At 38.7% G+C, this 24,847-nt stretch carries 24 protein-coding genes and 3 pseudogenes; 14 read left to right on the top strand and 13 right to left on the bottom strand.

The window, feature by feature from the left end:
* Positions 1 to 354: 354 nt before the first annotated feature.
* A complete protein-coding gene (locus tag RS130_RS07775; RefSeq protein WP_316025484.1) occupies positions 355 to 930 on the bottom strand; it encodes a CBS domain-containing protein in 576 nt (191 codons plus the stop codon).
* A gap of 531 nt (positions 931 to 1,461) precedes the next feature.
* Positions 1,462 to 2,322, bottom strand: coding sequence for a MipA/OmpV family protein (locus RS130_RS07770; protein ID WP_316025483.1), 861 nt, complete (start codon positions 2,320 to 2,322; stop codon positions 1,462 to 1,464).
* Between the two features lie 375 nt (positions 2,323 to 2,697).
* On the opposite strand from RS130_RS07770, the gene RS130_RS07765 reads away from it, so the two are divergent.
* From RS130_RS07765 to RS130_RS07745, 5 genes are all read left to right on the top strand, one after another.
* Positions 2,698 to 2,988, top strand: a complete 291-nt coding sequence (locus RS130_RS07765) for a co-chaperone GroES (protein ID WP_316025482.1) — start codon at positions 2,698 to 2,700, stop codon at positions 2,986 to 2,988.
* A gap of 37 nt (positions 2,989 to 3,025) precedes the next feature.
* On the top strand, positions 3,026 to 4,678 hold the full coding sequence (gene groL, locus RS130_RS07760) for a chaperonin GroEL (RefSeq protein ID WP_316025481.1): 1,653 nt from the start codon (positions 3,026 to 3,028) through the stop codon (positions 4,676 to 4,678).
* 225 nt (positions 4,679 to 4,903) lie between these two features.
* Positions 4,904 to 6,118 (top strand): tyrosine-type recombinase/integrase, encoded by a 1,215-nt coding sequence (locus RS130_RS07755; protein ID WP_316025480.1) that lies wholly within the window; start codon positions 4,904 to 4,906, stop codon positions 6,116 to 6,118.
* On the top strand, positions 6,115 to 6,252 hold the full coding sequence (locus RS130_RS07750; protein WP_316025479.1) for a hypothetical protein: 138 nt from the start codon (positions 6,115 to 6,117) through the stop codon (positions 6,250 to 6,252). Before RS130_RS07755 ends, RS130_RS07750 begins: the two co-directional genes overlap by 4 nt.
* Positions 6,253 to 6,384: 132 nt before the next feature.
* Complete coding sequence (locus tag RS130_RS07745; protein ID WP_316025478.1) at positions 6,385 to 6,687, top strand: hypothetical protein; 303 nt, start codon at positions 6,385 to 6,387, stop codon at positions 6,685 to 6,687.
* Positions 6,688 to 6,739: 52 nt separating this feature from the next.
* On the opposite strand, the gene RS130_RS07740 is transcribed toward RS130_RS07745, so the two are convergent.
* On the bottom strand, positions 6,740 to 7,927 hold the full coding sequence (locus tag RS130_RS07740) for a hypothetical protein (protein WP_316025477.1): 1,188 nt from the start codon (positions 7,925 to 7,927) through the stop codon (positions 6,740 to 6,742).
* A 91-nt stretch (positions 7,928 to 8,018) separates the two neighbouring features.
* Between RS130_RS07740 and RS130_RS07735 the strand changes: the two genes are divergently transcribed.
* The 7 genes and pseudogenes from RS130_RS07735 (at position 8,019) to RS130_RS07705 (ending at position 14,460) form a co-directional block, all read left to right on the top strand.
* A complete protein-coding gene (locus RS130_RS07735) occupies positions 8,019 to 8,210 on the top strand; it encodes a helix-turn-helix transcriptional regulator (protein ID WP_316025476.1) in 192 nt (63 codons plus the stop codon).
* Positions 8,211 to 8,392: 182 nt separating this feature from the next.
* Positions 8,393 to 8,689: a hypothetical protein gene (locus tag RS130_RS07730; protein WP_316025475.1), complete on the top strand. Its 297-nt coding sequence runs from the start codon at positions 8,393 to 8,395 to the stop codon at positions 8,687 to 8,689.
* Positions 8,686 to 10,380 carry a type IV secretion system DNA-binding domain-containing protein gene (locus RS130_RS07725; RefSeq protein WP_316025474.1) on the top strand — a complete coding sequence of 565 codons (1,695 nt, stop codon included), beginning with the start codon at positions 8,686 to 8,688 and terminating at the stop codon, positions 10,378 to 10,380. The genes RS130_RS07730 and RS130_RS07725 overlap by 4 nt, the downstream gene beginning before the upstream one ends.
* Positions 10,374 to 12,917, top strand: a complete 2,544-nt coding sequence (gene mobF / locus RS130_RS07720) for a MobF family relaxase (RefSeq protein WP_316025473.1) — start codon at positions 10,374 to 10,376, stop codon at positions 12,915 to 12,917. The genes RS130_RS07725 and mobF overlap by 7 nt, the downstream gene beginning before the upstream one ends.
* Positions 12,918 to 12,936: 19 nt before the next feature.
* On the top strand, positions 12,937 to 13,239 hold the full coding sequence (locus tag RS130_RS07715) for a hypothetical protein (protein WP_316025472.1): 303 nt from the start codon (positions 12,937 to 12,939) through the stop codon (positions 13,237 to 13,239).
* A gap of 62 nt (positions 13,240 to 13,301) precedes the next feature.
* Positions 13,302 to 14,213: pseudogene (locus RS130_RS07710) on the top strand (IS3 family transposase); the annotation flags it as partial.
* A gap of 106 nt (positions 14,214 to 14,319) precedes the next feature.
* The gene (locus RS130_RS07705) at positions 14,320 to 14,460 is read left to right on the top strand and encodes a hypothetical protein (protein ID WP_316025471.1); all 141 of its coding nucleotides are present in this window, start codon (positions 14,320 to 14,322) and stop codon (positions 14,458 to 14,460) included.
* A 781-nt stretch (positions 14,461 to 15,241) separates the two neighbouring features.
* On the opposite strand, the pseudogene RS130_RS07700 reads toward RS130_RS07705, so the two are convergent.
* The 5 genes and pseudogenes from RS130_RS07700 to RS130_RS07680 all read right to left on the bottom strand — a co-directional run.
* A pseudogene (locus tag RS130_RS07700) lies at positions 15,242 to 15,346 on the bottom strand (LysE family translocator); the annotation flags it as partial.
* A gap of 216 nt (positions 15,347 to 15,562) precedes the next feature.
* Positions 15,563 to 16,720 (bottom strand): hypothetical protein, encoded by a 1,158-nt coding sequence (locus RS130_RS07695; protein ID WP_316025470.1) that lies wholly within the window; start codon positions 16,718 to 16,720, stop codon positions 15,563 to 15,565.
* A complete protein-coding gene (locus tag RS130_RS07690; protein WP_316025469.1) occupies positions 16,717 to 17,010 on the bottom strand; it encodes a hypothetical protein in 294 nt (97 codons plus the stop codon). The genes RS130_RS07695 and RS130_RS07690 overlap by 4 nt, the downstream gene beginning before the upstream one ends.
* Before the next feature lie 107 nt (positions 17,011 to 17,117).
* Complete coding sequence (locus tag RS130_RS07685; protein ID WP_316025468.1) at positions 17,118 to 17,477, bottom strand: hypothetical protein; 360 nt, start codon at positions 17,475 to 17,477, stop codon at positions 17,118 to 17,120.
* A 14-nt stretch (positions 17,478 to 17,491) separates the two neighbouring features.
* Positions 17,492 to 17,713: a hypothetical protein gene (locus tag RS130_RS07680; RefSeq protein ID WP_316025467.1), complete on the bottom strand. Its 222-nt coding sequence runs from the start codon at positions 17,711 to 17,713 to the stop codon at positions 17,492 to 17,494.
* Positions 17,714 to 17,918: 205 nt separating this feature from the next.
* On the opposite strand from RS130_RS07680, the gene RS130_RS07675 reads away from it, so the two are divergent.
* Both RS130_RS07675 and RS130_RS07670 read left to right on the top strand, forming a co-directional pair.
* A complete protein-coding gene (locus tag RS130_RS07675) occupies positions 17,919 to 18,899 on the top strand; it encodes a hypothetical protein (RefSeq protein ID WP_316025466.1) in 981 nt (326 codons plus the stop codon).
* Positions 18,896 to 20,824, top strand: a complete 1,929-nt coding sequence (locus RS130_RS07670; protein ID WP_316025465.1) for a tetratricopeptide repeat protein — start codon at positions 18,896 to 18,898, stop codon at positions 20,822 to 20,824. Before RS130_RS07675 ends, RS130_RS07670 begins: the two co-directional genes overlap by 4 nt.
* Before the next feature lie 406 nt (positions 20,825 to 21,230).
* Here RS130_RS07670 and RS130_RS07665 read toward each other — a convergent pair whose 3' ends face one another.
* From RS130_RS07665 to RS130_RS07645, 5 genes and pseudogenes are all read right to left on the bottom strand, one after another.
* Positions 21,231 to 22,211: a transposase gene (locus RS130_RS07665; RefSeq protein WP_316027999.1), complete on the bottom strand. Its 981-nt coding sequence runs from the start codon at positions 22,209 to 22,211 to the stop codon at positions 21,231 to 21,233.
* 143 nt (positions 22,212 to 22,354) lie between these two features.
* The gene (folM, locus tag RS130_RS07660) at positions 22,355 to 23,095 is read right to left on the bottom strand and encodes a dihydromonapterin reductase (RefSeq protein ID WP_316025464.1); all 741 of its coding nucleotides are present in this window, start codon (positions 23,093 to 23,095) and stop codon (positions 22,355 to 22,357) included.
* Positions 23,096 to 23,789 (bottom strand): annotated as a pseudogene (gene folE, locus RS130_RS07655) (GTP cyclohydrolase I FolE).
* 2 nt (positions 23,790 to 23,791) lie between these two features.
* The gene (gene folX / locus RS130_RS07650) at positions 23,792 to 24,166 is read right to left on the bottom strand and encodes a dihydroneopterin triphosphate 2'-epimerase (protein WP_316027998.1); all 375 of its coding nucleotides are present in this window, start codon (positions 24,164 to 24,166) and stop codon (positions 23,792 to 23,794) included.
* 313 nt (positions 24,167 to 24,479) lie between these two features.
* Positions 24,480 to 24,836 carry a hypothetical protein gene (locus tag RS130_RS07645; protein ID WP_316025463.1) on the bottom strand — a complete coding sequence of 119 codons (357 nt, stop codon included), beginning with the start codon at positions 24,834 to 24,836 and terminating at the stop codon, positions 24,480 to 24,482.
* Positions 24,837 to 24,847: the final 11 nt, after the last annotated feature.

Raw genomic sequence — 24,847 nt, 5'->3', positions numbered from 1 at the left:
TCGCCCATAGCTCGGTCAATATTCGTCCACTGTGATGTACTCAACCTGCTATCAAACAAAATTCCCCCTCTATTTAACACTGCTACCAATCCACATCAATATCTGATCACTTGGCTATATTGACCTGAATCCTGGATAAGCCGAACCTCTTGAGATATGCTCTTTTTGTGTCTAGCGGCGTTGGATCATTCAACAATAACAGGTTATTACGTACAATAATCCGCCTTGCTATACACAAAAAATTCCGTTACCGAATAACACTTAGCTGAGGTTATATTAGAATGAACTAGTCTTGCAGCGCCATACTCATGCTTTAATCCTGTTAAGCAACTAAAGCATGAGGCTATAGGTGATTTATCGATGTGCAACGGCTGCCATAACTTCTTGGAAATTTCTAGGTTTAGGGGAGATTTGCACTGGCATATGCAAAGACTTAGCAATGTCTATCGCAGAAATCATTCCAACTATTTCTTTATTTGTGTGGGCAATAACCAACAAGTATGGTGTACCTTGCTCGTGCATTGTCGCCAGTACGTCACCAATTGTTGAGCTCATAACGCTTTGCAATTGAAGGCCAATACACTCTGACTTAGGCGTCATTAAATGAGCAATCGTTAAGTCTCCTCTTGGCACCCCCAATTTATTTGCGGTACTCAGTACTCTTGAACTTTGTAAGTCAGCCAAAGTTACAATTCCAACAAATTGTTCCAGCGAATTTCTCACCAGAGCTTTGCTCATATGAGTGTTTTTGAGCAAGTCGGTTGCTTGTTCGATCGACATTTCATCAAACAACATTAGTGCGGTGTTATTTGAAAAATTGGCCATTATATCAATCGCCGGACTCTCCAATTCTAGAGGTGTATTCATAGATTGACGGTTAATTTCGTAGCCTTCTAAATGGCTTATTGGTAAATTTTTGTAAGACGACATAGTGCGTACCTCAGTAAACTAAAACTAAATTAAATATAAAAATGTTAAAACTTAATTATCTTTCGTTTAAAGAGAAGGCGGGGCACGAACATTAATAGTATGGAAATTAAATACAACAGCATAGTCAAGGCCATGCATGACGACCTTTGAGCCAAGCATGCTGTCATTAATATTATTTTTGTAAAGTAGGACTGGATCAGATGAATCATTGTCATCTATGTTCAATTCTAGGACACTAAAATCGACATTAACATGGCTAACAATTTCACTAAATTGAGTATCATTTTTAGCAGAGCTATGGCTAGAAAAAAGAAAAGCCACGCACATAATCAGCACACTAACAAGTGCCTTATATATGTTTGAAATTTCTCGCATAGACCGCATTTAACTATCTCAATGAAATGGGAATGAATAACAAGTTAGACACTTTGCTTCAACTAAGTTCCAACTTATTATAGTAATTTATCTATCTAATATAGGTACAAACTGCACAAAATCACTACTAAATGTAATTTACTTTTTGCAACAGTGTCACCTTCCAGATACCAACTCTTTACTTTCAAGTATTCTCCAGACCATACCTACGCCTAAACCATAGGTACTTTTATCTACAAATATTGGACTATTAATATTTGCCGCACCTGAGTGAAAGGTCATGCCGCCGCCCACAAACACACGGATATCATTAGTTGCTTCAAACGACACACTGATACCTAAATTAGTGCCCATATATCCGCCCTTCGCGTCATAACTCCCGCGTTCAGCAGTGACATAGTCAGTATCGACTTGATAAAAATAATCTTGCAAGTCTTCTGTCGCCCATGACGGAGAGAGTCGAATAGACAAAGCCGTTTTTTCACTCAACCAGCCTTTTTGTACATAAGATAACTGAGGCTGAAAAACATACCCCCTATGATTAATGCCCGAAAAATCAGTAGAAAAAGCGGCACGAGCTTGTAAATTAAAGAACAGCTCCGAACGGCCATGCTCAGCAAATTCGAAATCGGCGATCCGCATTTTTAATTGCGGCCCCACTTCAAAAATAAAGTCTAAATCTGGCATACCATGCCGCGTATCATTGTCATTTGAATCAGAGCCAAAAGACGCTGCCATAGACACATCTAATTCATACCAACTTTTATCGATAGCAACGGCTCTAACAATAGAACCGTCGCCCACTCGCAGTACTTTCCCTCGATATATGCCATAAGGTGTGGCAATAACATTTGTTTCGTTTTGCCCCGCCGCTGGGTAAGCAGGATTATTGAAGGCGGCGGCAAATGCCCCGACTTCCCATACTGGCCGTAAATCTTCCTCCAGTTTGATATCTTCTTGGGCGAAAGTAGACCCACACCATAAAATAGACAAAACAAACAAACTGACTCTAGACAAAATAATGTTTCCTTTATTAAACGACTGTTTAGCTAGCATTTACCAATAAGCATAGCGCTCCAACGACCGATACTCTAAACCATTAACTAATTGAAAAATGTAATTAAATTTAACAGCTCTATTTTACAGTTCAAATACCCTGTTAAAAATTCATAGGCAGCAAGGTTTTAACATCTTTCCCTTGCGACGCAAAACAAACTTTTTCAAAGTTTTTTTACTAAACCTTGAGATCAATTCCGCCAACCCCATCTCTGGACGCAGAACAAAGTTCTATTAAATAAGAATTCTAGGTAACTGAAAACTCAATTACCTAACAATCGGCTCGTATAATCGGGTCACCACTATTTAACATTGGAATTTTCAGGAGATTTGAAAATGGCAATTCGTCCTTTAAACGATCGCGTTATCGTTAAGCGTCAAGAGCAAGAAAGTAAATCTGCAGGTGGCATTGTGTTAACAGGCTCAGCAGCAGAAAAATCAACGCGCGGCGAAGTTATCGCGGTAGGTAATGGCCGCACTTTAGACAACGGCGACGTAAAAGCTGTTGACGTTAAAATCGGCGACATCGTAATTTTTAACGATGGCTACGGGGTTAAAACTGAGAAGTTAGACGGTGAAGAAGTCCTTATCCTTAGTGAAAGCGACATTTTAGCAGTAGTCGAATAAACCCAATTCATTAACCAATTTTAGAGGAATACTTATCATGGCAGCAAAAGAAGTTCGTTTTTCTGATGACGCACGCGTAAAAATGTTAGCGGGCGTAAACATCCTAGCTAACGCAGTAAAAGTAACGTTAGGCCCTAAAGGACGTCACGTAGTTTTAGACAAATCATTTGGCGCACCTACCATCACTAAAGATGGTGTATCAGTAGCCAAAGAAATCGAATTAGCAGACAAATTCGAAAACATGGGCGCACAAATGGTTAAAGAAGTAGCTTCTAAAGCCAATGACGAAGCCGGTGACGGAACCACTACTGCTACTGTATTGGCGCAAGCTATCGTAACTGAAGGTTTAAAATCTGTTGCAGCAGGCATGAACCCAATGGATCTTAAGCGCGGTATCGACAAAGCAGTTGTGGCTGCGGTTGAAGAATTAAAAGGCCTATCTGTTCCTTGTGCTGACAGCAAAGCTATTGCGCAAGTAGGGACTATCTCTGCCAACTCTGACTCAGAAGTAGGCGACCTTATCGCAGAAGCTATGGACAAAGTAGGTAAAGAAGGCGTTATTACTGTTGAAGAAGGTCAATCTCTACAAAACGAATTAGAAGTTGTAGAAGGTATGCAATTCGACCGTGGTTACCTATCTCCATATTTCATGAACAATCAAGAAAACGGCACAGTTGAACTAGACAACCCGTTCATCTTATTGGTTGACAAAAAAGTCTCTAACATTCGTGAATTGTTACCAACTCTGGAAGCAGTAGCTAAAGCTTCTAAGCCTTTGTTAATCATAGCTGAAGATGTTGAAGGCGAAGCCCTAGCAACACTAGTTGTGAACAACATGCGTGGTATTGTTAAAGTTGCTGCGGTAAAAGCCCCAGGTTTCGGCGACCGTCGTAAAGCAATGCTACAAGATCTTGCCACACTAACTGGCGGTACTGTGATTTCTGAAGAAATCGGCCTAGACCTTGAAAAAGTTACGTTAGAAGACCTAGGTACTGCGAAACGTGTTGTTATCAATAAAGACAATACCACTGTAGTTGATGGTGCTGGTGAAGAAGAAGCAATTCAAGGCCGTGTAGCACAAATTCGTGCTCAAATCGAAGAATCAAGTTCTGACTACGACAAAGAAAAACTTCAAGAACGTTTAGCTAAACTAGCTGGCGGTGTTGCAGTTATCAAAGTTGGCGCAGCCACAGAAGTTGAAATGAAAGAGAAGAAGGACCGCGTTGAAGACGCACTTCACGCTACTCGTGCAGCAGTAGAAGAAGGCGTAGTAGCCGGTGGTGGTGTTGCTCTAGTACGTGCAGCGTCTAAAATTTCTGACCTAGCAGGCGACAACGAAGACCAAACTCACGGTATTAAATTAGCACTACGTGCAATGGAAGCGCCACTTCGTCAAATCGCATCTAACGCCGGTGCAGAAGCATCAGTAGTGACTAATGCGGTTAAAAATGGCGAAGCTAACTTCGGTTACAACGCTGGTAACGACACATACGGCGACATGCTAGAAATGGGTATTCTTGACCCAACTAAAGTAACGCGCTCTGCGCTTCAATTTGCAGCATCAATCGCAAGCTTGATGATCACAACCGAAGCTATGATTGCAGACGCGCCACAAGACGAAGCTGCTGCACCTGCAATGCCTGACATGGGCGGAATGGGTGGTATGGGCGGAATGGGCGGCATGATGTAAACAACATCACACCTTTTCATAGAAACTCATAACGTTTCAAAAAAGCCCGTAAAGCTATGTTTTACGGGCTTTTTTATTGACATTTTAATTCAAAGGGTTTCAAATGAGATCACAAAGTTTAAATATTGTCTGGGTATAAAGTAGGGGTTCTATATTTTTGAGCCTTATATTAATCATGAGTTTACTAACAGATCCCCCACCTTATACCCAGATGTGAGGTTTAGTATGTCGTTAACCGCACTTGAAGTTAAAAATATTTCGTGTCCAGGTGATAAGAAGCAAATTAAAAAACATGACGCTAATGGCTTGTTTTTAATAGTGAAGAATAACCAAAGCAAGCTTTGGCGTATGCGTTATAAGTATGCAACCAAACACCAAGAACTTGCTCTTGGAAAATACCCCACTATAACCCTTCATGAAGCCAGAAAAATGGTTGATGAGGCTCGCATTTTACTTGCTAAGGGAATAAACCCATCCGAAGAAAAGCGAGAAAGAAAACGAGCTGCTAATGTTGGAGATAGAGCATTCAAAGTTGTTGCTCTTAAATGGTGGGAACAGCAGAAAGATTCGTGGACAAAAGACCATAAAGATCGAATTAATCGATGGATATTACAAGATGCTAAATCTATTGGTGACTTAGCCATAGATAAGATAGATGCAGGCCACATTACTGAATTGATGCTCAAGATTGAAGCTTCGGGAACACCTAAAAAATGCCCCGTCATTCTTTCAGTAATAAACCGTATTTTTGGTTATGCACTTGCTCACAGGCTAACTAGGACTAATCCAGCGCAAGGTTTACCGTTAAGCGATATAATAAAGCCTCTTCCTAAAGTTAAGCATATGCCTGCTGTCGTTAAGCCTGACGAGCTGGCAAAGCTTATAAATGACATAGATAACTCAGAGGGCGGTACATTCTGCACAGTAGAAGCGTTAAAACTCCTCCCTCGCCTATTTCTCCGCCCTAATGAGTTACGTTGTTTAAAATGGGAATACATAGATTTTGATGATCGAATCATCAGAATACCTGCTGAAGAAATGAAAAAAAGTAGAGAGCATTTAGTCCCATTGGCTGAACAAGTTATCAAGCACTTAAAGCAAGTTAAAGACGTTACTGGCTACTCAGAGTTTGTATTTCCAAATGCCCGCGATGCGTCAAAACCGATTAGTAAGAACGTATTAACTAACAGATTAAGAGATTTAGGATATTCGGCTGATGTCGTTTCAGCACACGGTTTCAGAAGTACAGCCTCAACTATTCTTCACGAAAAAGGTTGGAATCATGAAATTATAGAAGTTCAATTAGCTCACTTAACTGGAACTGCAACGAGTCGTGCATATAACCGATCCATTTACCTGAAAGAAAGGCGGAAAATGATGCAAGAGTGGGCTGATTTTTTGTCATTTTTTAATCACAAACAAGGAAAACAACTTTCATGATAGTGAGGTTTATAGAAAAGATAAAATTTAGGAAAAAGTATGGTGGAAACCCAACCGTTTGCCAGTTTATTGATGAATGGATTAAGGCTCCAGAGAAACACTTCTTTGGCTATTATGGTAAGTCGTTAGAGTGATCAACAATTTATAATCAAGAGGGCTTCTACGCATTACCTGATAGCCATGGAATTAGTTCTTTACCAGATATTAGATGCGAATATATAGAATATGACTACTCCCTATTAATAGGAAACGTTGAAGGCATAATCATGCACTCGGGAGGAGTAGTTCAAATTAATCATTTTGCTCTAAAAACAAATTTAACAAGATGTAAAATTGGCATTACATTTTTCAAAGCTATACTTTGTTTTCTGAAATCCAAAAGTGCAATATCTGTTGAATTCCATGAAAATCACAGCTCAAAAATAGAGCGTTACCGACGCTTTTTTAAAAAATTAGAAATAAAGGAATCTGCAGCTGGTGTTTGGCGTGTAGAATTATACGACAATGATCATATCCCAAATAACGTATTATCTTTTCATGAAGAATTAAAAAGAAGCTCTAAGGCCTAAATATTCTTATTTGATTTACTGATCAGAAAACAGATAATAGCTCGCAAAATTTTTAACATTTCAACCCTAACTCTTTAGCTAAAACAGAAACTCTTTGTCTTGTTACTCCGATTTGTTTAGCAATTCTGCTGAAATTTAGTTTTTCACCATTGTTTAATTGTTCCACGGCTAATTTTTTTATTTGTTTCCGCAAGCTTGAATTTTGGCGCTTAGGCGAGCTCTTTTTATAATCGCAATACGTTTCGTATCTACTAATTACAGTCAGGATTAGAAAAACATCCTGTGCATTGTTTTCAAAGTTTAACCAACTAGAGTATGCGGATGTTTTAGGATCAAATGCGTAGCGTAGTTTATTCGCAAAGTTGAACCAGTTGGAACTGTCCTGTGGATTTACAAATTTTATTCTTTTAAATCCGTTAGGGAATTTTAATTTTACAAATTGTATAAGTAAGTTAGCGAATTGAGACCAGTCATTAATGAATATTTGCTCAAAAGGCAATAAGCCTTTTATTGAAGGGCATCTTAAATCACTTAAACTAGATCGTTCTTTTTTATGATAATCGTTCGAAAAGGTAAGAAACTCGCTGGGCTGTACACCAAGTCGTTTGATCCAACCAAATAATTTGACTGAACTAATATTATTTAACCCTCCAGTATCTTTATCTGGAATTTTATCTGCGTTATTAACGCAGTACAGTTTTAAAGCCTTTCTATCCGTATGGTACAAGCTTTTGTTAGTGCTGTGCTCCTTACATAACATTTCGGTTTGTCTAGTTTTACAAAATGGTTGATAATCAACCTCTCGCCAACATAAAGCGCAAATAGGTAACTTTGGGGACTTAGTTTTCGTTTTAATAAATAGCGTTTTTATATCCTTTAATGACAATAAAATTCCATCAATGTAATCAGCTAGCTCTTTTTGCTCATAATCGTGCAGTTCTCTTACTACAATTTCTACCCGAATAATCGCTTTCTTTATAGTTCCTGATGTCTCAATTAACAATTTGAAGTTTTTTGGTAGAACATCTCTGTATTTTTTCAAACAATAACTTCCTCCAATTAAAACTGATGACGCTTCAATTGGAATTGGGATTTGTTCGAAGTGATCAATCGCGTAAATTGCTCCCTCAATTCTCTTCTGCCTTATATCTTTAGATGACTCCCTAGCCAATTTATACAAGAAATTAACAATCGTTCTTACCTCTTCAGAATGTTCCCAATACAAACTCTCCCCCACCATTTGTCAATAGTTAAATCCCAACAAAGAATACCAGATAATATTTTAGACAGATAGATTATCTGCCGAACTTTAAACAAAGGTAAGCAACATAATGAATAACCAAAAACAGATTTTAAGCTCAAAAGAGTTAGCAAAATTATTAGGCGTCAGCCGAGCAACTTTATGGCGTATGCGCCAAGAAAATCTAGTCCCCCAACCGATCCAAATATCCGTGCGTTTAATTGGGTGGGAAAGACATGTCATCGACGCATGGCTAAAAGAAAGAAGAGAGCAGCTTCACTAAAAAGCTGTGATGACTCAGACCCGAGCGCACCTTCGGTGGTGCAGGTCTCAAGTAAAAATAGGCTGATATACATATAAGTAGAGTCATTAGAACGATTTCACACCGAAATAAAAATTTCTAATTTCAGCCCTAACACAATTGCAATCAAAGCGATTTCTTCGAAATCAAATAGGCATATATAAATGAACAAATTTAAACACTTACAACAGAAAGCGATCACAGTTCGTTTTTCTATAGCAGACTACTTAAAAATCGAACAAGAAGCCGAAAATCTGGGTTCAAATTTAGCGGATGTCATGCGAAAAGCATGGATAGCTTACAACAGTTCACAAGACTTTAAAACGGATCTTAAAAATTCAGAGAACAGATTAATTAGCAAAATTTTCGAGGTTTGCTCTGCTGTCCAAGGTTTAACTGAACAGGAACGTGAAGAAGCTTTTCATGAACTAAAAATTAGATTAAATGGGGGTTCAAAATGACTCTTTTAGGACGTTACCAAGATTGGAAGTTTATGGTTTTAGTTTGGCTATTTTTAACACTTTTACTAAGTTATTTTGCCATAAACTATACATGGCAAATAGGCACTCGATGGCACCCATTCGAATACCATTTACTTCAATGGTTGCAGATAGTTAAGGGATACATATTTCATAAAACATCTGACTTTAATACTTACAATAATTACCTAGTTAATAATGATCTGATAAGCCATTTTTGGATTCATCTAATAATTCCAATACTTATATGTAGTATTTTTGGTGGTTTTCTGGCCTTCAAGTTCATTTATGTCGAAGGGGGAATAGATTTATATAAATACAAATCGGGTATCAGGTTACTACCTAATAAACAGGCGGTCAGATACCACAAAAGAAAATTAGTACGCAAAAATCTAAAGTTTGCATTACCTCTTCATCCATTAGTTTATTTACCGTTGCATGAACAGTTAGGCAACATATTTATATCTGGATCGCAGGGTTCTGGAAAAAGTACAGTTCTAAAACCTATTCTCAATGCCATATTTCAATATAACCGACATGCACTAGTTTACGACGCAAAATTAGAGTACACGCAATTATTTTATAAAAAGTCAATTATCCTAATTAACCCATTTGATACACGATCAGCGTGCTGGGATATCGGCAAAGATATTGATTCTGAGTTATCAGCTCGAAATGTGGCTGAAGCTTTTATAAAAGAGTCTAAGGATCCGTTTTGGAGTGATGGGGCTAGAGAAGTTTTAATTGGTATTTTGTTGTCACTCAATAACACAATCCCCGACTGGACTTGGCAAGACTTAAATTCGCATTTGTCTATTAGCATAGATAAACTGCAAGAGTTAGTTAGTAACTACCACCCGAGAGCTAGAGTATTCGTAGAAAAAGACAGTAAAATGACACAAAGTTTGCTTGCTTATATGTCAACCCAACTTAGTTGGATTAATGTCGTTTCGGAATACTGGAAAGATAATAATAAACACAGTTTTTCTGTCAACCAGTGGGTCGAGTCGGAGTTAACTGAACATCAAGTCATTATTCCAAACATTCCTAATTATAGCCACGTATCTTCTCCCGTATGTGCCGCATTGTTATCTCTAACTGCTAACCGCTTGCTGAGTCAAGAAGACAACGATAGACAATTTTGGTTTGTTCTTGATGAGTTAGCTGATTTGCCTAAAACGAAATCATTAATTAACTGGCTTTCAAAAGGTCGCTCTAAAGGTGGGCATACCGTTGCAGCCACACAAGCTCAGCAACAGTTACGTTCCAAATACGGGGATGATGCCGAGACATTATTAAGCTTATTCTCAAATAATATTACCTTGCGCACGAACTCTTATGAATCGGCTTCAAAGTTATCAAAAAATATTGGTAACAGAACCGTTGAACTTCAGTCGATGAATTACGATAAAGATGGAAATGTCAGTACATCAACGCAAGAAAAAGAGCTACCAGCAGTCACTGCTGAGCAAATAATGCACTTGCCTACCCCTAGTTCAAAAGGAGTTACTGGTTTTTTAACACTTGCAGGATATAAAGCGACTTATCTCCTCACTTGGCCATATCCTCAATTAAACCCAATAGCTGAGGGCTTTATAGCCAAAGGAATTGAACAGCCCGATATTTCCCCAACAAATAGACGGGGTGCTAGAGGGAGAAACAGAGCATGTTAACAATCTCTCCCATTAACAATATTGGTTATTACGCAAATTTGGCTACAGAAGATTACTATTTAGACGGCGGAGAACCAGAAGGTGAATGGGTAGGTTTAGGCTCTAGATTATTTAAAGAACTATCAGGAACTGTTAAAAACGAACACTATCAAAATATTTACCATGGTGTCTCACCTTGTGGTCAATACGCTCTAAGGCAATTCAATAGTTCATCAAAGGCAAAGCAACGTGCTGGTTGGGATTTAACCTTCAGCGCCCCAAAGTCAGTTAGTGTTGCATGGGCTAGAGCGGATCGTAAATTGCGTCACAAAATTCAGCTTGCACATAAGCTAGCAGTATTAAAGTCAGTTTCTTTGATTGAAAATAATGTTGCTGTTACCAGAACAGGTAAAGGAGGCTTAGTTCAAGAACAACCAATTGGTATTGTTGCTAGCTGTTTTGAACATAGTACGAGTCGAGCTCAAGATCCACAGCTTCACTCACACTGCTTAATATCGAATATTGCCGCTCGCGAAAACGGAACTTGGGGTACTTTAGATAGTAAACATTTTTATAATTGGAAAATGGCTATAGGAGCCGCGTACAGAGCTGAACTTGCCAAAAATTTACAAGAGCTAGGCTTCACTATTGAATCAGATGGTGAAAGTTTTAGACTTGGAGAAATCCCTTCAGATATTTGTAACTTTTATTCGAAACGCACAAAAGATATCAAAGCAGAACTTGAAAAATCCGGCATTAAAAATAGTTCTAGCAGAGCTGGAGATATCGCCACATTATTAACACGTCAGAAGAAGGATACTATTTCGCGTGTTGATCTATTCAATCGCTGGCACAAAGAGCTAGACCAACTTGGATATACTGAGTCTCAATTCCAGCAACGCTTGGATATGAGTAGCAAGAATGTCTTACTAGACCTTGATCAAACTAACAATTTAACTATCGAATCACTTGGTGAGCAGCTAATTAATTCTAAGTCTTCATTTACTGTCCAAGATATTTATAAACAAGCTTTCGTAACTGCGCAAATTACGCTAGATGGCATAACAACAGTTAAGTTAGTTGTTAAAGAGTTCATTAATGACTTTAACACTATCGAATTGGGTTTCGATTCCAAAGGGAGGCAACTTTATACGACTAATGCCACTTTAGAACTTGAAAGTATGATGATAAATAAAGCAAAGGGGTTAACAAAGCAAAGTTCATTTGAAGTTTCTCTTCAATCAATAAATAAAGCTATTAAATCAAATGCCTTTATACTCTCTGACGAACAGCAGGAGGCTATTTATAGATCTTGTGAACCAAGTAATTTAAGAACTATTCAAGGGTCTGCTGGAGCAGGAAAATCTGCTTCAATGAATGCGGTAAGAAAAATTTATAATGAAAATGGATATAAAGTTATTGGCGCTGCTATTGCAAAATCAGCAGCTAATAATTTGGCTGATGAAGCAAACATCACGACTTTCACAATTGCTAAGCTTTTAAAGGATGAGTCAAGATTGAATTTATCAAATTCTGTAATTTTGATAGATGAAGCAGGACAGGTGAGTACAAAAGATTTATTGAAGTTAATTAATTTAGCAAAAGGCAATAATTGTAAGTTGATCTTAGTTGGCGAGGATAAGCAGTTAGACGCAATTGAACATGCAGGTTCTCTGAGGTATTTATCTCAACCAGAAGTAATAGGGACGACAAGAATTGAATCTATCAGAAGACAAAAAAATGATTGGGCGAAGCAAATAGTTGCAGATTTTCGAGATGGTAATTCTAAAAACGCATTGTTTAAATTAGATAACAAAGGCTTATTAAATATTTGTAACAACTCTGAAAATACTAAACGGACTTTAGTAGAGAGGTGGTGTCAATATAACAATAACAAACCAGAAAATGATTCAATCATGTTAGCTCAACGGTGGGATGATGTGATTGATTTAAACAACCTAGCACGAAAAGAATTACAACAAAATGGCAGTCTTTCTACTAAGGAAATTGAACTAGATTGCACGGTTAGCAACAAAATATTTTCACAAAAATTGGCTGTTGGTGAACGAATTAGGCTAACCCAAAACGATTATAAACTCGGCCTGACAAATGGTGACATTGGTAAAATTCAAGAAATATATTCAAATCAAAATGGTAGCTATAACATCAATATAGAACTTGATTCTGGCAAGACAATAAACCTCAGCACAGAAGATTACAGTGACAAGAATGGGAATCTTTACATGATACAGGCTTATGCAATGACGGTTTATTCCAGCCAAGGATTAACTATTGCTGGTGATTCTTTTGTTTATTATACAAGCGGAATGGATCGTTCAAATACGTATGTGGCCTGTTCAAGGCATAAGGATAATTCTCACCTGTTTATAAATAAAACAGAAATCAACGAGCTAATCAGTGAAAAAGACAAAAGCATCCACAAAGACCAAGTATTCATGCATGTTTTAGCAACAAAAATGGCAAGCAATGAACGCAAGGTTTTGGCCACCGAACTGGCATCAGAAATACAAACTAAAAGTGTAGAATTTAGAATTTAAATAAACTGGAGTAAAAATCATGTCTAAACCAATTATGACGATCATCGACGGAGAAAAATCAGCAAAAGTATATTTCGACCAAATCGGAGTTTCCATCATTAGCGGAATAGTAACTATTGGAATAACCCATAAACAATTTACAAACTACTTGGCTAAGATAGATCAAATTGATGGAGGTTTTATAACTGGAAATAGCTCTAGTGAAAGAATAAATTTTATTCATGGGGGAGCTGCTATGACTTTATCCAGCGCAGATTTTAATATTCTGAAGCTTAAACACTCTCAATATCTAGAAACAATAACACCCGAAAGTTTAGTTTAACTGGGTCGATAACTCAGTAACCTAGCATTCCAAAACGCTGGCCAGTTAATAAAGCTTGGCCAGTTGATGTCCGACTCCCTGAACAACTCTCGTTAATCGAGAAACTCAATCAGAGCCAGCCTAAGCGTTACCCTGTTACGTTGTTATGTGAGGTGTTTGACGTACACCGCAGTACCTACAAATATTGGTTAGTGCGCGAAGATAACATTTGCCCAGAACAAGTACGTTTAATCAGTGAAATCAGGCTGGCGCATAATGAAAGTAATGGCTCAGCAGGCGCTAGAACCCTCGCTGATATTGTCACACAGCGAGGGACGCCTCTCAGCCGCTATCGAGCAGGCAGGCTTATGAAGCAACTTAATTTAGTCAGTTGTCAATTACCCAAACATGCTTATAAAAAAGGGACGAAAGAACATGTAGATATCCCCAATTTACTCGACAGACAATTTGCAGTAGTAGAGCCAAACAAAGTTTGGTGTGGTGATGTGACTTATATTTGGACAGGTAACCGATGGGCATACCTAGCTGTCGTTATAGACTTATTTGCCAGAAAGCCAATTGGCTGGGCAATGTCATTTTCGCCTAACACTGAATTGACGATGCAAGCATTAACGATGGCTTATGAGCGTAGAGGCAAGCCAAAAGGTGTTATGTTTCATAGTGACCAAGGCAGCCATTATACGAGCAGAAAGTTCAGACAATTGATTTGGCGTTACCAGCTAACCCAAAGCATGAGTCGAAGAGGAAACTGCTGGGATAATAGCCCAATGGAGCGGTTCTTTAGAAGTTTAAAAACCGAATGGGTGCCTACCAATGGCTATCGGAATTTCACCGAAGCTAAACAACACATAACGGATTATATTGTTGGCTATTACAGCCAGACTAGGCCACATCAGTACAATGCTGGTTTAAGCCCAAACGAGTCAGAAAGAAGATACTGGCTTTACTATAAAACTGTGGCCAATATAACTTGACCACTTCAGCCAATGTCTTGATTTACTTGGGACTAAAGTAACAAAAGATGCAAGAGGTAGTCTTAAGGGAGAAATATTTGTAACTGCTGTAGCAAATATTTCAACTATGCAACCTGTAACATTACTAAAAGCGCCAATATCTTGGGCGGAAGAAATATCTGTTGATTTAAATGACTCATCATTTTCGTCGGGCACTATTGTGGTAAACCAATCGAAAACGGTGGATATTTTCAAATCACCTTTTTAGAAATTATAGAAAGCGACGGTCGCATTACAATTCGAGCAAAAAAAGTAGAGCAGTTTCTACAAGATAATGCATTGGATTAGGGTGATTTTTTTGAAAAGATGATAAGTTTAGGGTATAAAGAGGGGTATCGAAAACACCCCTAAAACAAAAAGCCAATAAAAACAGACGCATAAGAACAATATGGGCGGCATGATGTAATTTTACTGGTCTAAAACGTTAATTACTGCGTTGTTGCTGCGCTCACGTACAAACACTACGTACGCTACGCTTACAACGCCTTGTACTAAACGTTTTATTCTGCGTAAAACATAACGCTTATCTACCCACGTAAAAATTGAAAGGCCCGAATAGCAATATTCGGGCTTTTTTGTTTCTATTGCTTCAAATTTTGGATGGATAAAACTTGAATTCGATACAAGAGGATAATTGCTAGTGCTTTGGGCTCAGACAGCGGAAACGCTGTGTTATGTGCAACCACTTTAATAGCAAAGACGCAGATTGGAATATCCATTATGTTGTTGAACAGGTAAGAGGTGGGAGCGATAAACTATAATTTGGTTTGGTGTTGCTGCCCCTAATTGTCAAAAGCAATCACACGCTAATGGCAAATAGAGTTATAAGAACTCGCCTTATGACAATTTTTGGAAATATATGATCATCAGATTACATAAGTCGTATCATATAAGTAAGCCAATGAAGCCCAATCAAGACAGCCACAATAGCCCAATCAAGACAGCCACAATAATATCGAACTTTGATCTATCTCATTTTTGGGTCTTCTAATCCGTTCGCTTAAAGTCATAGCCAACGTCATGCACATACCTGGGGTCATTGAGATGAAAAACAGGGTAGGAATAAACAAGACTAGAGTAGTGAAAGTAGGCATAGCAATTCTTCTAATAAATTGAGCGTACTTTACAGTGCCGCAAGTTTTTTGAAATAGAATGACTCTTTAATATGAAGTTAAGGACTTACAGCTGCAATAGCCATAAGCAGATCCACTTCACTTATCTACATATATAAAAATAAGCAAGCTCGAGTAGCAATTCCCGAGCTCTTGAAGTGTTGAAATCTGGTCAAAACTATCTGTGTAAGAGACAAGTTACGTTCTTAAGTGATTAAATAATTGTTCAGACGAGAAACCATTCAAATCACCAGAGGCAGAGCAATCTATTGTTTCTCGTCTTCTATTGACAGTGCATGTCACTTTGGCCTCTTTTGAGGGCAGTGCTAACCTTATAGCGCGCTGTAAATAGTATCGTACGTCAGAAAGATTATGACCTTTGAATTCAATTTTGCACTTGAGAAATTTTTCGACCTCGCACTTTGAATTACGTATGGTTTGCCGAGAAAAATAGTAACGAGGCTTTCTTCTTGGCTTGTAAGAGCCGCGAACTTCAATCACCTCGCTTGGTCTAACTTGTGCGTTTTCTTTGACAAAAAAAGCTTGCTGCTCCTCTTCTGGAATATCAAGCAACTTCATTACCATTAAGGTCAAAAGAAACTCATAGCCCATCTCTTTCACATAGTTAAGACCCATACTTCGTGATTTGAAGTTTGCGTAAAACATACCAATATGAGATGCAAAAAAATCGAAGCTCTTGTCCGTACTCACAGAGGTGAGCGGCAACAATTCTGAGACCCCAACTAGTGTTTGACCATTGGCACAATTGGTTAACTCTAAAGATAATTGAAATTGATCTTTCACATAGCCATTGCCTCTATCGCCACCGAAAAATGATTTTGTACCTTCATAAAAAGGTTGCCAGCCCTTCTGACTAACTTCTATTGCTCTATCAAAATTTGCAACTGCTGCTCTAAGGATCAACCTTCGTTTGGCCGGCGCACCAGACATTGGATCTGTGCACAATTGGGCAATAGAACCATGCATAGGTGTCAACACTCGTAACTTACTACCGCGAAATACGTCTAGGGCTTTTAGTCTCAAAAGTGGAGAAGGCTCTCCAAATAATTTAGAGATAGCGTTCCTACCATCAACCAAATTTACAGAATCCATTATGACTAACTCTAAAGGGCGGTTGCCTCGCCGGCTCCATTCTTGATCTGCGGCTAAAACTGCTGCCATCTTAGGAAGAAAATTTGCTTGTTTGAATCCTAGTTCAAATTTAGATTGCCCTGTATAAGGGTCAACAACCTCACTCTTTGCACGCTCCTCAGTTGCCCAACTATTAATAGAAGCTACGGTGAGTGTTACGAGTAACATATTTCTTGTCCAGTCTTTCATTGTCAGTTCTTTCATAATTGACTCCTAAAAATATTGATTTGTTGATTTATGGAATACAGTGAATAGCTATCGCTAAGGTCTATGGCGTTAACCACAATAGGCCTACGTACTCGATGGCCGCCAACAATGCGGATTGTGATGCGGATATCAGCTTTTTTAACACTAGGATCTAAACGAAGATAACCCACGTCAAAACCTTTTCTAGCGTCAACTTTTAGATAAACTCGTAAACTAAGTTTTGCCCCGTTGTAGTCCTGAATTGCATTTTGATAGGTTCGAATCGCCCTCCATTTTTTTAGTGGCATCCAAATATAAGTAATTTGGTTTAGCTAACGTGTCGGAACTACTCAATAAAATGAGCAGAACCAACATTAACTTGAAGAAAATATTCACTTGCGCGCCCAAGCCTGGACTACTGGACCGAAATACAATTAAGACACATTTGGCTGTTCTCAAGTGTCAAATTGTATGCGCTGACCATTTGCGTAATATCAGCAAATCCCAAATTGCTGCCGTCAATGAATACCTGGTTTGCGGCCAGTGTAGAGCCTTCAGAGATATTGAGTGTCGTTGCGGTGAATTTTTGATCGACCCCAAGAAAACCAATTAAATTGTCGTTGAGGTCAATTTGATTCACATGCAGGTTTGAATCATTAACTTCTGCACCGTTTATTACCGCGACTTGGTCAGCTATCATCACAAACACGGTCGTATCCTTTACTGCCACAGTATTGATTTCGGCAAGAGAATCAACGAATCTCACCCCGTTCAACTCAGCGGCCTGAGCTACCGAAAATACGATTGAGTTAGACCCTTTTTTCCACCTGAACCTGAGTTGTCATCACCGCCATCTCCCCCAAACACTTCCTTCAAATCTGCTGCAACGCTCAGCGATTCTTTGGAGAATTTCAGTATTCCTTTTGCAGCCTCAAGCTTGGACGCTTGGCAAACCCCTACTACACCTACCGCAACAGAAATCGCCAATACATTTACTATCATATTTTTCATGGTATTTACCCTGTATTTTTAGAATCAAGTTATGCGTTAAGCATGTCTGTCGACACTTGCTTAATCACCATTTGAATATACCGAGACAATTTGGACACATTGGACATTACACTCAGAAAATTAAGGACAATTACTGGACAAACATCTAAAAAACAGGACAAAATGTTGAATTCGTTACACTTTTAAATTTTTAAAAAGGTTCTAAATGTCGAGTATAGATGTAGCATTTAAGTGGGCTGTAACTTTAAAAATCATAAAAGATCTGAATAAAAACGGAGATTTGATTTATTCAGATAAACTATTGGCAAACGATTTGGGCACCTCATATAAGTCAGTTAATCGTTGGATAAAGCAAACTGCAGGTAACCCACGTCTTAACAATTACGAAGTTAAATTAAAAGATAGTTTTGGTATATCACTCAACACTATTTTGCAGGCCGAAACTATCAAAGAGCTAGTTTTAGGCTTAAGTAAAGACATGGCAGATAACAGATTTGACGGCAAGAAAGTCGAATTTTACGTTAATTTGTTCGCTGCAAACGAAATGCATCAAACCACGACTAACGTCAACACCCCTCAACAAATAACCGAAAAAGAAAATCCTCCAGAACAACAGAATATCAACCATTATTTTCTAAAAGCGCCAAGCGACTCATTACATTTAAACGAGTTGTCACTGGGCGATAAGCACGCCATTACTCAATATTACAAAGGCGTTGTGAGCAATTGGGTACCGATTCAGGCTAACGTCCCTATTCCTAGCTATATTTCGAGTGACGAAACTTACCATAACTATCCGCAAAAACTTGATTTGGCAATGCAACTCAATTTGTTCACTCAGGAAAAGCTGCCGTCACTGGTTAGAATACATGGTCCTGCAGGGTCAGGAAAAACGACTAGCGCATTAGAGTTATCTCATCAGCTGAGTAAAAAAGGCGAGCATTGCCTTTTAAGGACCAACGAACAAGGCAACATTAACTTCGATGACATAGCCAAGTTATGTGAAGAATTAGTAAGCACTCAACAGCGACTTTTTTTGTTCTACGACTCACCAAGTCAAAAGCAGTACTTAGAATTAGGCATGCTAATCACTGAGGTCATTAAAGCCTCTATTGACAACTTAACAGTAGTGGTCTTTGATTCAGAAAAAATTGGCGTAACTTTTTCTCACATAAAGTCAATATGAATACGTATATTTTTCATATAGATGAGACAACTTACGATGAAAACTTACTTGATTTGTATTGCGAAAAAATAAGTTCGCTGGAAATGTTTGATATTCCTATATTAAGGCCAACACAAACAATTGAAGCATACAAAAAACGGTTAAAAAGCAAGCGAGTAAAACTACCAGTGGTCATGGCTTTTGAATTAACGAAAAGCAAAGCGATAATACAAACGTTATGGAATGAGTCGAGTAATATTAGGTCAGACAACGCAAAACAAATCTATCTGTTTACTATACTGTTGAATAAACGAGATATTTGGATCAGTGACGAATTTTACTCTTCTATTTATGACACAATTCACTATAAAAATATTGTAGACCAACACTTACTAGGCTTGCTGGTTCCCGCTAAAGGGGCACTATATGTGCGCGATAAACCCATTGCTAAAATATTGATATCACATATATTTTCATGTTTTGAAGAAGAAATACGCTTCATTCGCGATTATTTAAAACAGAACCTAGAGTTGGTTAAAACCGATCGCACTAAAACCCAAATGAGCCGGCAGCTATCAGAGATTGCTTATCGACTGATGGCGAATACTCGTAACGCTGAGATTATAGTTGAATATATTGGCGATATTTTTCACTCAATAGAAAGGTTCATAAATGTACCTGACTTTAGGGCCATGCTTTATAATAAGGTCGCCACATTTTTAATTGCCAACGGTAAAGAAAAACAAGGGATTGAAATCTACTACCTAGGCATAAAAAATGTAGAATCAGATCACTTTTATATGCAGCTAGCACGCTTTTATTTACACGAAAAAAATAATGAAGAAAAGGCACTTAAATATCTAAAAAACTGCATTAAAAAAGGGACTAACGCCATTGTAATTACCGAATATTGTAAGCAATTAGTTGATGTTGGCTCTATCAATAAAGCACTAAAAATATACAGAAAGACAGTTAATGAATTCCCAGATGACCCCGGAATTTTTACGTCTTATGCAATGCTCCTCTCCCGCGAGAATAGAATTGAAGAAGCATTATCAGTTTTCCAGCAAGGGTCTCTCGGTAAACCCGATACTCAACTCTACACTGCTTGGATTAAAACGCTCTTAAAGGCTAAACAAGAGCAACTCGCTCTAGAAATTTTTTATGAGGCGAAAGCTAATATTGAGCCCGAAAGCGGCATTTATACGATAGTTGCGAGTTACTATTTTAGGCATAACAAGTTGATGTTAGCCGAATCTATGTGTGAAGAAGGTTTAAGATTTAACCCAACTGCCCATCACATTGCCATTACCTGCAGAGTATTGAGACGTCTTCAAAAGACTGACCGAGCGCATGAAGTATTAAATAAATATACTAAACACAATGATACCTATCTGATCACTGAGCGCTTTTTATTGCACTATGACCTTCAACAGTACTCATTGTGCTTGCAAACCATTCTAACGACTAAAATCAACGTCCTGAAAGATACTGATTACCTATATTTCGCCAATAAACTATATAAACAAAAACAATATCAACAGGTGGTACTCATCTGCCAAAAAGCCCTTGAGTTACAAAAGAGGCCTCGCCTATTCTTACTTTGTGCTCAAGCATTAGAAGCACAAGATAAACCACTACGAGCCATAGAATGTATGATCGAAGGGTTATGCCTAGATGACAAAAATGAAAGTATATTGCGTGCACTTTCCACCAGCTTCACTGACAAGAATACCGCCACAGTAATTGACATGCTAAAGCACAGACTTAACTTAAAAAGCCTCTTATACAACAGCGCTTTTGTTACCTTGTTAATCTCTACGCAAGCCAAGCACAATTGTTTACCCACTATTTATAATAAGATTAAAATTCTATTAAATGATGAAATGCGTAACCTATTTAAAGCAGAATTAACGTCTGAGAATGATGCTAAATCTGCCAAGTAAAAAATGAATATGAAGGCAAAGTAAACTCTTTAAAGCTGTTCTTTCAGGATGGTTTTATTATCTCTCCAAACTAATCTTACCCTACTTGGCAATTAATCAATCTCAGGCGAGAGACTCGGCTTCCCCACAATTCCCCTCCCAATGAAGACACCCATAATTACAATGGGTCTTAAGCTATCTTAGTTTCCGTTCTTCCGCCCCCTCAATCAAGACACCCTTAACAAAATCGAGCTTTAAACTATCTCAGCTCCCGCTTTTCTAATCCATTCGGTTTAAATTATGCTTAAAACAACTAAATTGACGATGTTTGCGGGTATGATGACGTGATTTTGTGGGGTGTGGTGAATATCAGGCGTGCTAATTCTCAACAGCGATGTTGATGAGGTTTGTTACTTTGAAAAAAAGGCTAAGCGTGTTTGAGTAGGGTTTTGGCTTTACCTATGCCTCGTATTTTTTGATGTTGGGTGTGTAGGCTGAAGTTTCGCATTAAATGTTCACTGCCTACAGCGTAACAAAAGTGCTTTTCGAATTCTGTGGTTAAGGTCAACCATTGTTCGTCGTTTAGGCCTAGCCTTTGTAGAATGGGCTGTTGCTGTGTATCGATTAATCCTGACTTATCATCTCTGATAACACGACCTGTGGTGTCGATGAGGTCGCAGTAATCTTTTAGTGAAAAAGCGATGCCTCTCGGCATGTTTTGCCTGGGGTTGCCAACAAATGGCATTAAACCTTTGGGTTGCTGGTGTTGTCTCAAAGCTTGTATCCGGGTTTGAATACTGGTGTGGTCAGAGTCCTCAGGTGTGTTGGCCATATTGGCGCGAATGGGGTTTAAGTCCACGTAAGCCATGCAGGCCAGTAGGGCGGATTTATCGAGTAGTGCTTGAGACTTAAACCGTCCTTCCCAGAATCTGCCTGTGCAGGCATCTTCTTTGTTGGCTTCTCGGGCTATGTACTCATTGAGATTACGCATCAACCAACTGATGTCATACAAACGCAGCCGGTAAATTTCAACGGTTTCTAGAAGGGTGTGCCGCTCACTCTTGCTCAACGTGTCATCTCGCATAAACCGCTGCGACAACAAGGTGCCTTTATGCAGTTGATGCCAGCGAACGAGCACTTGTTTCACCGTCCAGCGCTCAGCCAATGGTTTATTCACGCACAGCACCACATGAGTGTGATTGCTCATCACCGCATAGGCGCAAATGTCGATAGCAAAGATACGGCTTAAATGAAGCAAGCGTGTTTCAACCCAAGCCCGCCTATGTTCAAAGCTCTGGCCTGTCAACGTATCTTCACCACACAAAAATGAACGGCGAACACAGCGTGAAACACAATGATAATAAGGGGTGTCGACTAAACTGATTTGGCTTTTACGAGACTGAGGCATCATGGCCATCCTTGGTTGAATCACTACCATTAGTCTAGTTCAAATTGCGGATTCGTCGAATTTAATCATGGGTGTCTTGATTGGGGGGATGCTGCGTTTACGATTGATTAATTGTCGAGTTGGTACTTTTAAACTAGTAGTGGTTACTTTAAATGTCGTCCTCCATCTAGATGTATGGTGCGGCCGGTGATGTAATGGCTTGCCAATAACCATTCAACAGTATTCAGCACTTCTTGAAAAGAACCTTCGGTTTGTAGCAGGGATTTATTTCGCGCCTTTGTTTTATAATTGTCGTCATCATCGTTATTAAATGCTAACAAAGCTGGGGCGATGGAGTTAACTTTGATGTTCGGGCTATAGCGCTGGGCAAAAGACAGAGTTAAGTTTTCTAGTGCAGCTTTACTAGCGGCATAAGCGATATGCTTTTTACTGCCTTTAAACGCAACATAATCACTAATATGAATAATGTCACTATACTGCTGTTGCTGCTTATTAACTGAGTCCGTGAGGTGTGCGCTAAGTTGTTGTTTAAAAGCTAAATTAAGTTGATAAGGCACTTCAGCATGAATAGTCATCATGTTCGAAAAAATAGCATGATAATCAGCGAAATCTAAATCACCTTTGTCATCATGCCAATCAGATGCATTGTGAATTAAGCAGTCAATTGTGTTGTGATTATTTGTGACTGAACTTATAAACTGCTGAACCTGCTGCTGCCGGTAAAAGTTCACTTGGTAAAGTTCTGCCCCTTTTAATCTTAAGGTGTCGATTGCAGCTCGTGGAGTACGATAAGTTCCAACCACTTTGTATTTTTTGCTTAAAAAGTATTCCGCTAAACATAAACCCAGGCGCTGACCCACACCAGTAATAACAACTGTAGGCATTTAGCTTAAGAACTCTTGCCGAGTAATGGCGTTGTTTTTAAAACTCCCGCCTAGGGCAGTGGTGGTAGTATGAGAATTGGCATCCATCACCCCACGAGATTTAACACAGTAATGTGTTGCATCAATTGAAACCGCAACATTATCAGTATTCAAAAGCGTTTGTAGCGCCACTAAAATTTGCTGCGTTAAGCGCTCTTGTACTTGCGGACGCTGTGCGAAAAACCGCACTATACGGTTTATTTTTGACAAACCAATAATACAATCATTAGGTATATAGGCAACGCGGGCTGTGCCATCGATAGTGACGAAATGATGTTCACAGGTACTGATCATACTAATTTTATCGATCTTAACCATTTCATCCACATTCATCTTGTTTTCAATGGCTGTGACTTTAGGGAAAGACTTGTAATCTAAGCCAGAAAATATTTCACTGACATACATTTTAGCTAGACGATGGGGAGTCTCAGACAAGCTATCATCAGACAAATCTAAGCCCAGAGTGGTGGCAATATCAGTAAAACTGTCTTTAATTTTGGCGTACTTTTGTTTGTCGGTTAGGTGATTGTTGACCATAGGGGTTTTCTAAGCCACGCTTGATTAGAGCGTTGCGAACCTGTAACGCTTCTTGGCTGATCGCGCCAGATGACTGGGTCTCACTTGCAACACTTAAGGTAGCAGTTTGTGGTGTCATAGTTATTTTTCCTTAGTGTGGTTGCAGTGGATGTCGAGAGACAAAGATACCGAATCAGCAAAGCGTAGCGCATGAGGTTTATCTATTTTTACTTTGGCATAAGTCACGTCTTTATGTTCGCTACAAATGCCAAGCACATCAGCTACCAATTTTTCTAACAGTAGAAAGCGCCCCGATTCAACATGTTTGATTATCGCTTTGGTAATAGTTTTATAATTAAGTGCATCAGAGACCTGATCCTCCAAACAGCCGCTGCGCAGGGGGTAGTGAATTTCGGCATTGATTACTATGTCTTGCTGCTTCGTTTTTTCTTCGTCGTTAAAGCCAATAAAGGTTCTGAGTCTTAAATTGGTTATTTCGATTATCGCGTTCATCACAGATGGATTTTCTGATAACTGATGGATAGCATTATCTGTTGAGGCTAAAGCAGGCGCATTCATTACATATCTCTACACTATATTTTTAGTATTAATCATTTCCTACGAAGGTTATTTAGTTTTGGTTCATTCCAAAGGTCACGGCGAAGAACTTAAGTCAAAACAAGCCTTTGTTTGCGGGTGTGGATTTTGCCATTCTTTATGATGAATTGTAATAGCGTTAAACCAACTAGTTACAATGGCGCTTAATTAACTAGATATCAAGCCTAATTTGGGCACCCATTTAGATTTATATGTCTTAGGTTTAGTTAGCTTAATTTAAAAAGATATACAGATTGTCTGAAAACCAATAGTCAAACTCTTGCTCAAAGTTAGGCAAATAGCCCTCAAGAATGTCTTCAATCCTGTCTTTAGATAATCCTGAACAGTAATTTTCCGTTTCCAGTGTCATGATTTTTGAGATAACTTGCCTACCAACTTCATGGCTCATTAAGAAGTAAAATAGCGCCTTGCTATTTTCATATAGCTCATAATGATTACCAATATGCCAATCACCTTCATATGCCAGTATAATGGGTATTTCCATAGGATGGGATTGATGTTTTAGATGGGAAAAATTAAATGTAGACAATGTGCCATCTGCAGCAACAAATTCAGAATATTCAGCCATACCTTCGTTAA

Origin of the sequence: Paraglaciecola aquimarina (assembly GCF_032464635.1) — a bacterium.
Taxonomy (GTDB): domain Bacteria; phylum Pseudomonadota; class Gammaproteobacteria; order Enterobacterales; family Alteromonadaceae; genus Paraglaciecola; species Paraglaciecola aquimarina.
Note: the sequence above shows the minus strand (reverse complement) of the source record. Positions and strands in the feature narration are given on the sequence as shown.

Bases quoted from the DNA above. Each gene is read 5' to 3' on its own strand.
- RS130_RS07750 (WP_316025479.1), top strand. From the start codon at position 6,115: ATGATAGTGAGGTTTATAGAAAAGATAAAATTTAGGAAAAAGTATGGT.
- RS130_RS07730 (WP_316025475.1), top strand. From the start codon at position 8,393: ATGAACAAATTTAAACACTTACAACAGAAAGCGATCACAGTTCGTTTT.
- RS130_RS07765 (WP_316025482.1), top strand. From the start codon at position 2,698: ATGGCAATTCGTCCTTTAAACGATCGCGTTATCGTTAAGCGTCAAGAG.
- RS130_RS07715 (WP_316025472.1), top strand. From the start codon at position 12,937: ATGTCTAAACCAATTATGACGATCATCGACGGAGAAAAATCAGCAAAA.
- folM (WP_316025464.1), bottom strand. From the start codon at position 23,095: ATGCCTACAGTTGTTATTACTGGTGTGGGTCAGCGCCTGGGTTTATGT.
- RS130_RS07745 (WP_316025478.1), top strand. From the start codon at position 6,385: ATGCACTCGGGAGGAGTAGTTCAAATTAATCATTTTGCTCTAAAAACA.
- RS130_RS07695 (WP_316025470.1), bottom strand. From the start codon at position 16,720: ATGAAAGAACTGACAATGAAAGACTGGACAAGAAATATGTTACTCGTA.
- RS130_RS07755 (WP_316025480.1), top strand. From the start codon at position 4,904: ATGTCGTTAACCGCACTTGAAGTTAAAAATATTTCGTGTCCAGGTGAT.
- groL (WP_316025481.1), top strand. From the start codon at position 3,026: ATGGCAGCAAAAGAAGTTCGTTTTTCTGATGACGCACGCGTAAAAATG.
- mobF (WP_316025473.1), top strand. From the start codon at position 10,374: ATGTTAACAATCTCTCCCATTAACAATATTGGTTATTACGCAAATTTG.
- RS130_RS07775 (WP_316025484.1), bottom strand. From the start codon at position 930: ATGTCGTCTTACAAAAATTTACCAATAAGCCATTTAGAAGGCTACGAA.
- RS130_RS07740 (WP_316025477.1), bottom strand. From the start codon at position 7,927: ATGGTGGGGGAGAGTTTGTATTGGGAACATTCTGAAGAGGTAAGAACG.
- RS130_RS07645 (WP_316025463.1), bottom strand. From the start codon at position 24,836: ATGGCTGAATATTCTGAATTTGTTGCTGCAGATGGCACATTGTCTACA.
- RS130_RS07725 (WP_316025474.1), top strand. From the start codon at position 8,686: ATGACTCTTTTAGGACGTTACCAAGATTGGAAGTTTATGGTTTTAGTT.
- RS130_RS07735 (WP_316025476.1), top strand. From the start codon at position 8,019: ATGAATAACCAAAAACAGATTTTAAGCTCAAAAGAGTTAGCAAAATTA.
- RS130_RS07680 (WP_316025467.1), bottom strand. From the start codon at position 17,713: ATGAAAAATATGATAGTAAATGTATTGGCGATTTCTGTTGCGGTAGGT.
- RS130_RS07705 (WP_316025471.1), top strand. From the start codon at position 14,320: ATGCAACCTGTAACATTACTAAAAGCGCCAATATCTTGGGCGGAAGAA.
- RS130_RS07670 (WP_316025465.1), top strand. From the start codon at position 18,896: ATGAATACGTATATTTTTCATATAGATGAGACAACTTACGATGAAAAC.
- RS130_RS07675 (WP_316025466.1), top strand. From the start codon at position 17,919: ATGTCGAGTATAGATGTAGCATTTAAGTGGGCTGTAACTTTAAAAATC.
- RS130_RS07690 (WP_316025469.1), bottom strand. From the start codon at position 17,010: ATGCCACTAAAAAAATGGAGGGCGATTCGAACCTATCAAAATGCAATT.
- RS130_RS07665 (WP_316027999.1), bottom strand. From the start codon at position 22,211: ATGCCTCAGTCTCGTAAAAGCCAAATCAGTTTAGTCGACACCCCTTAT.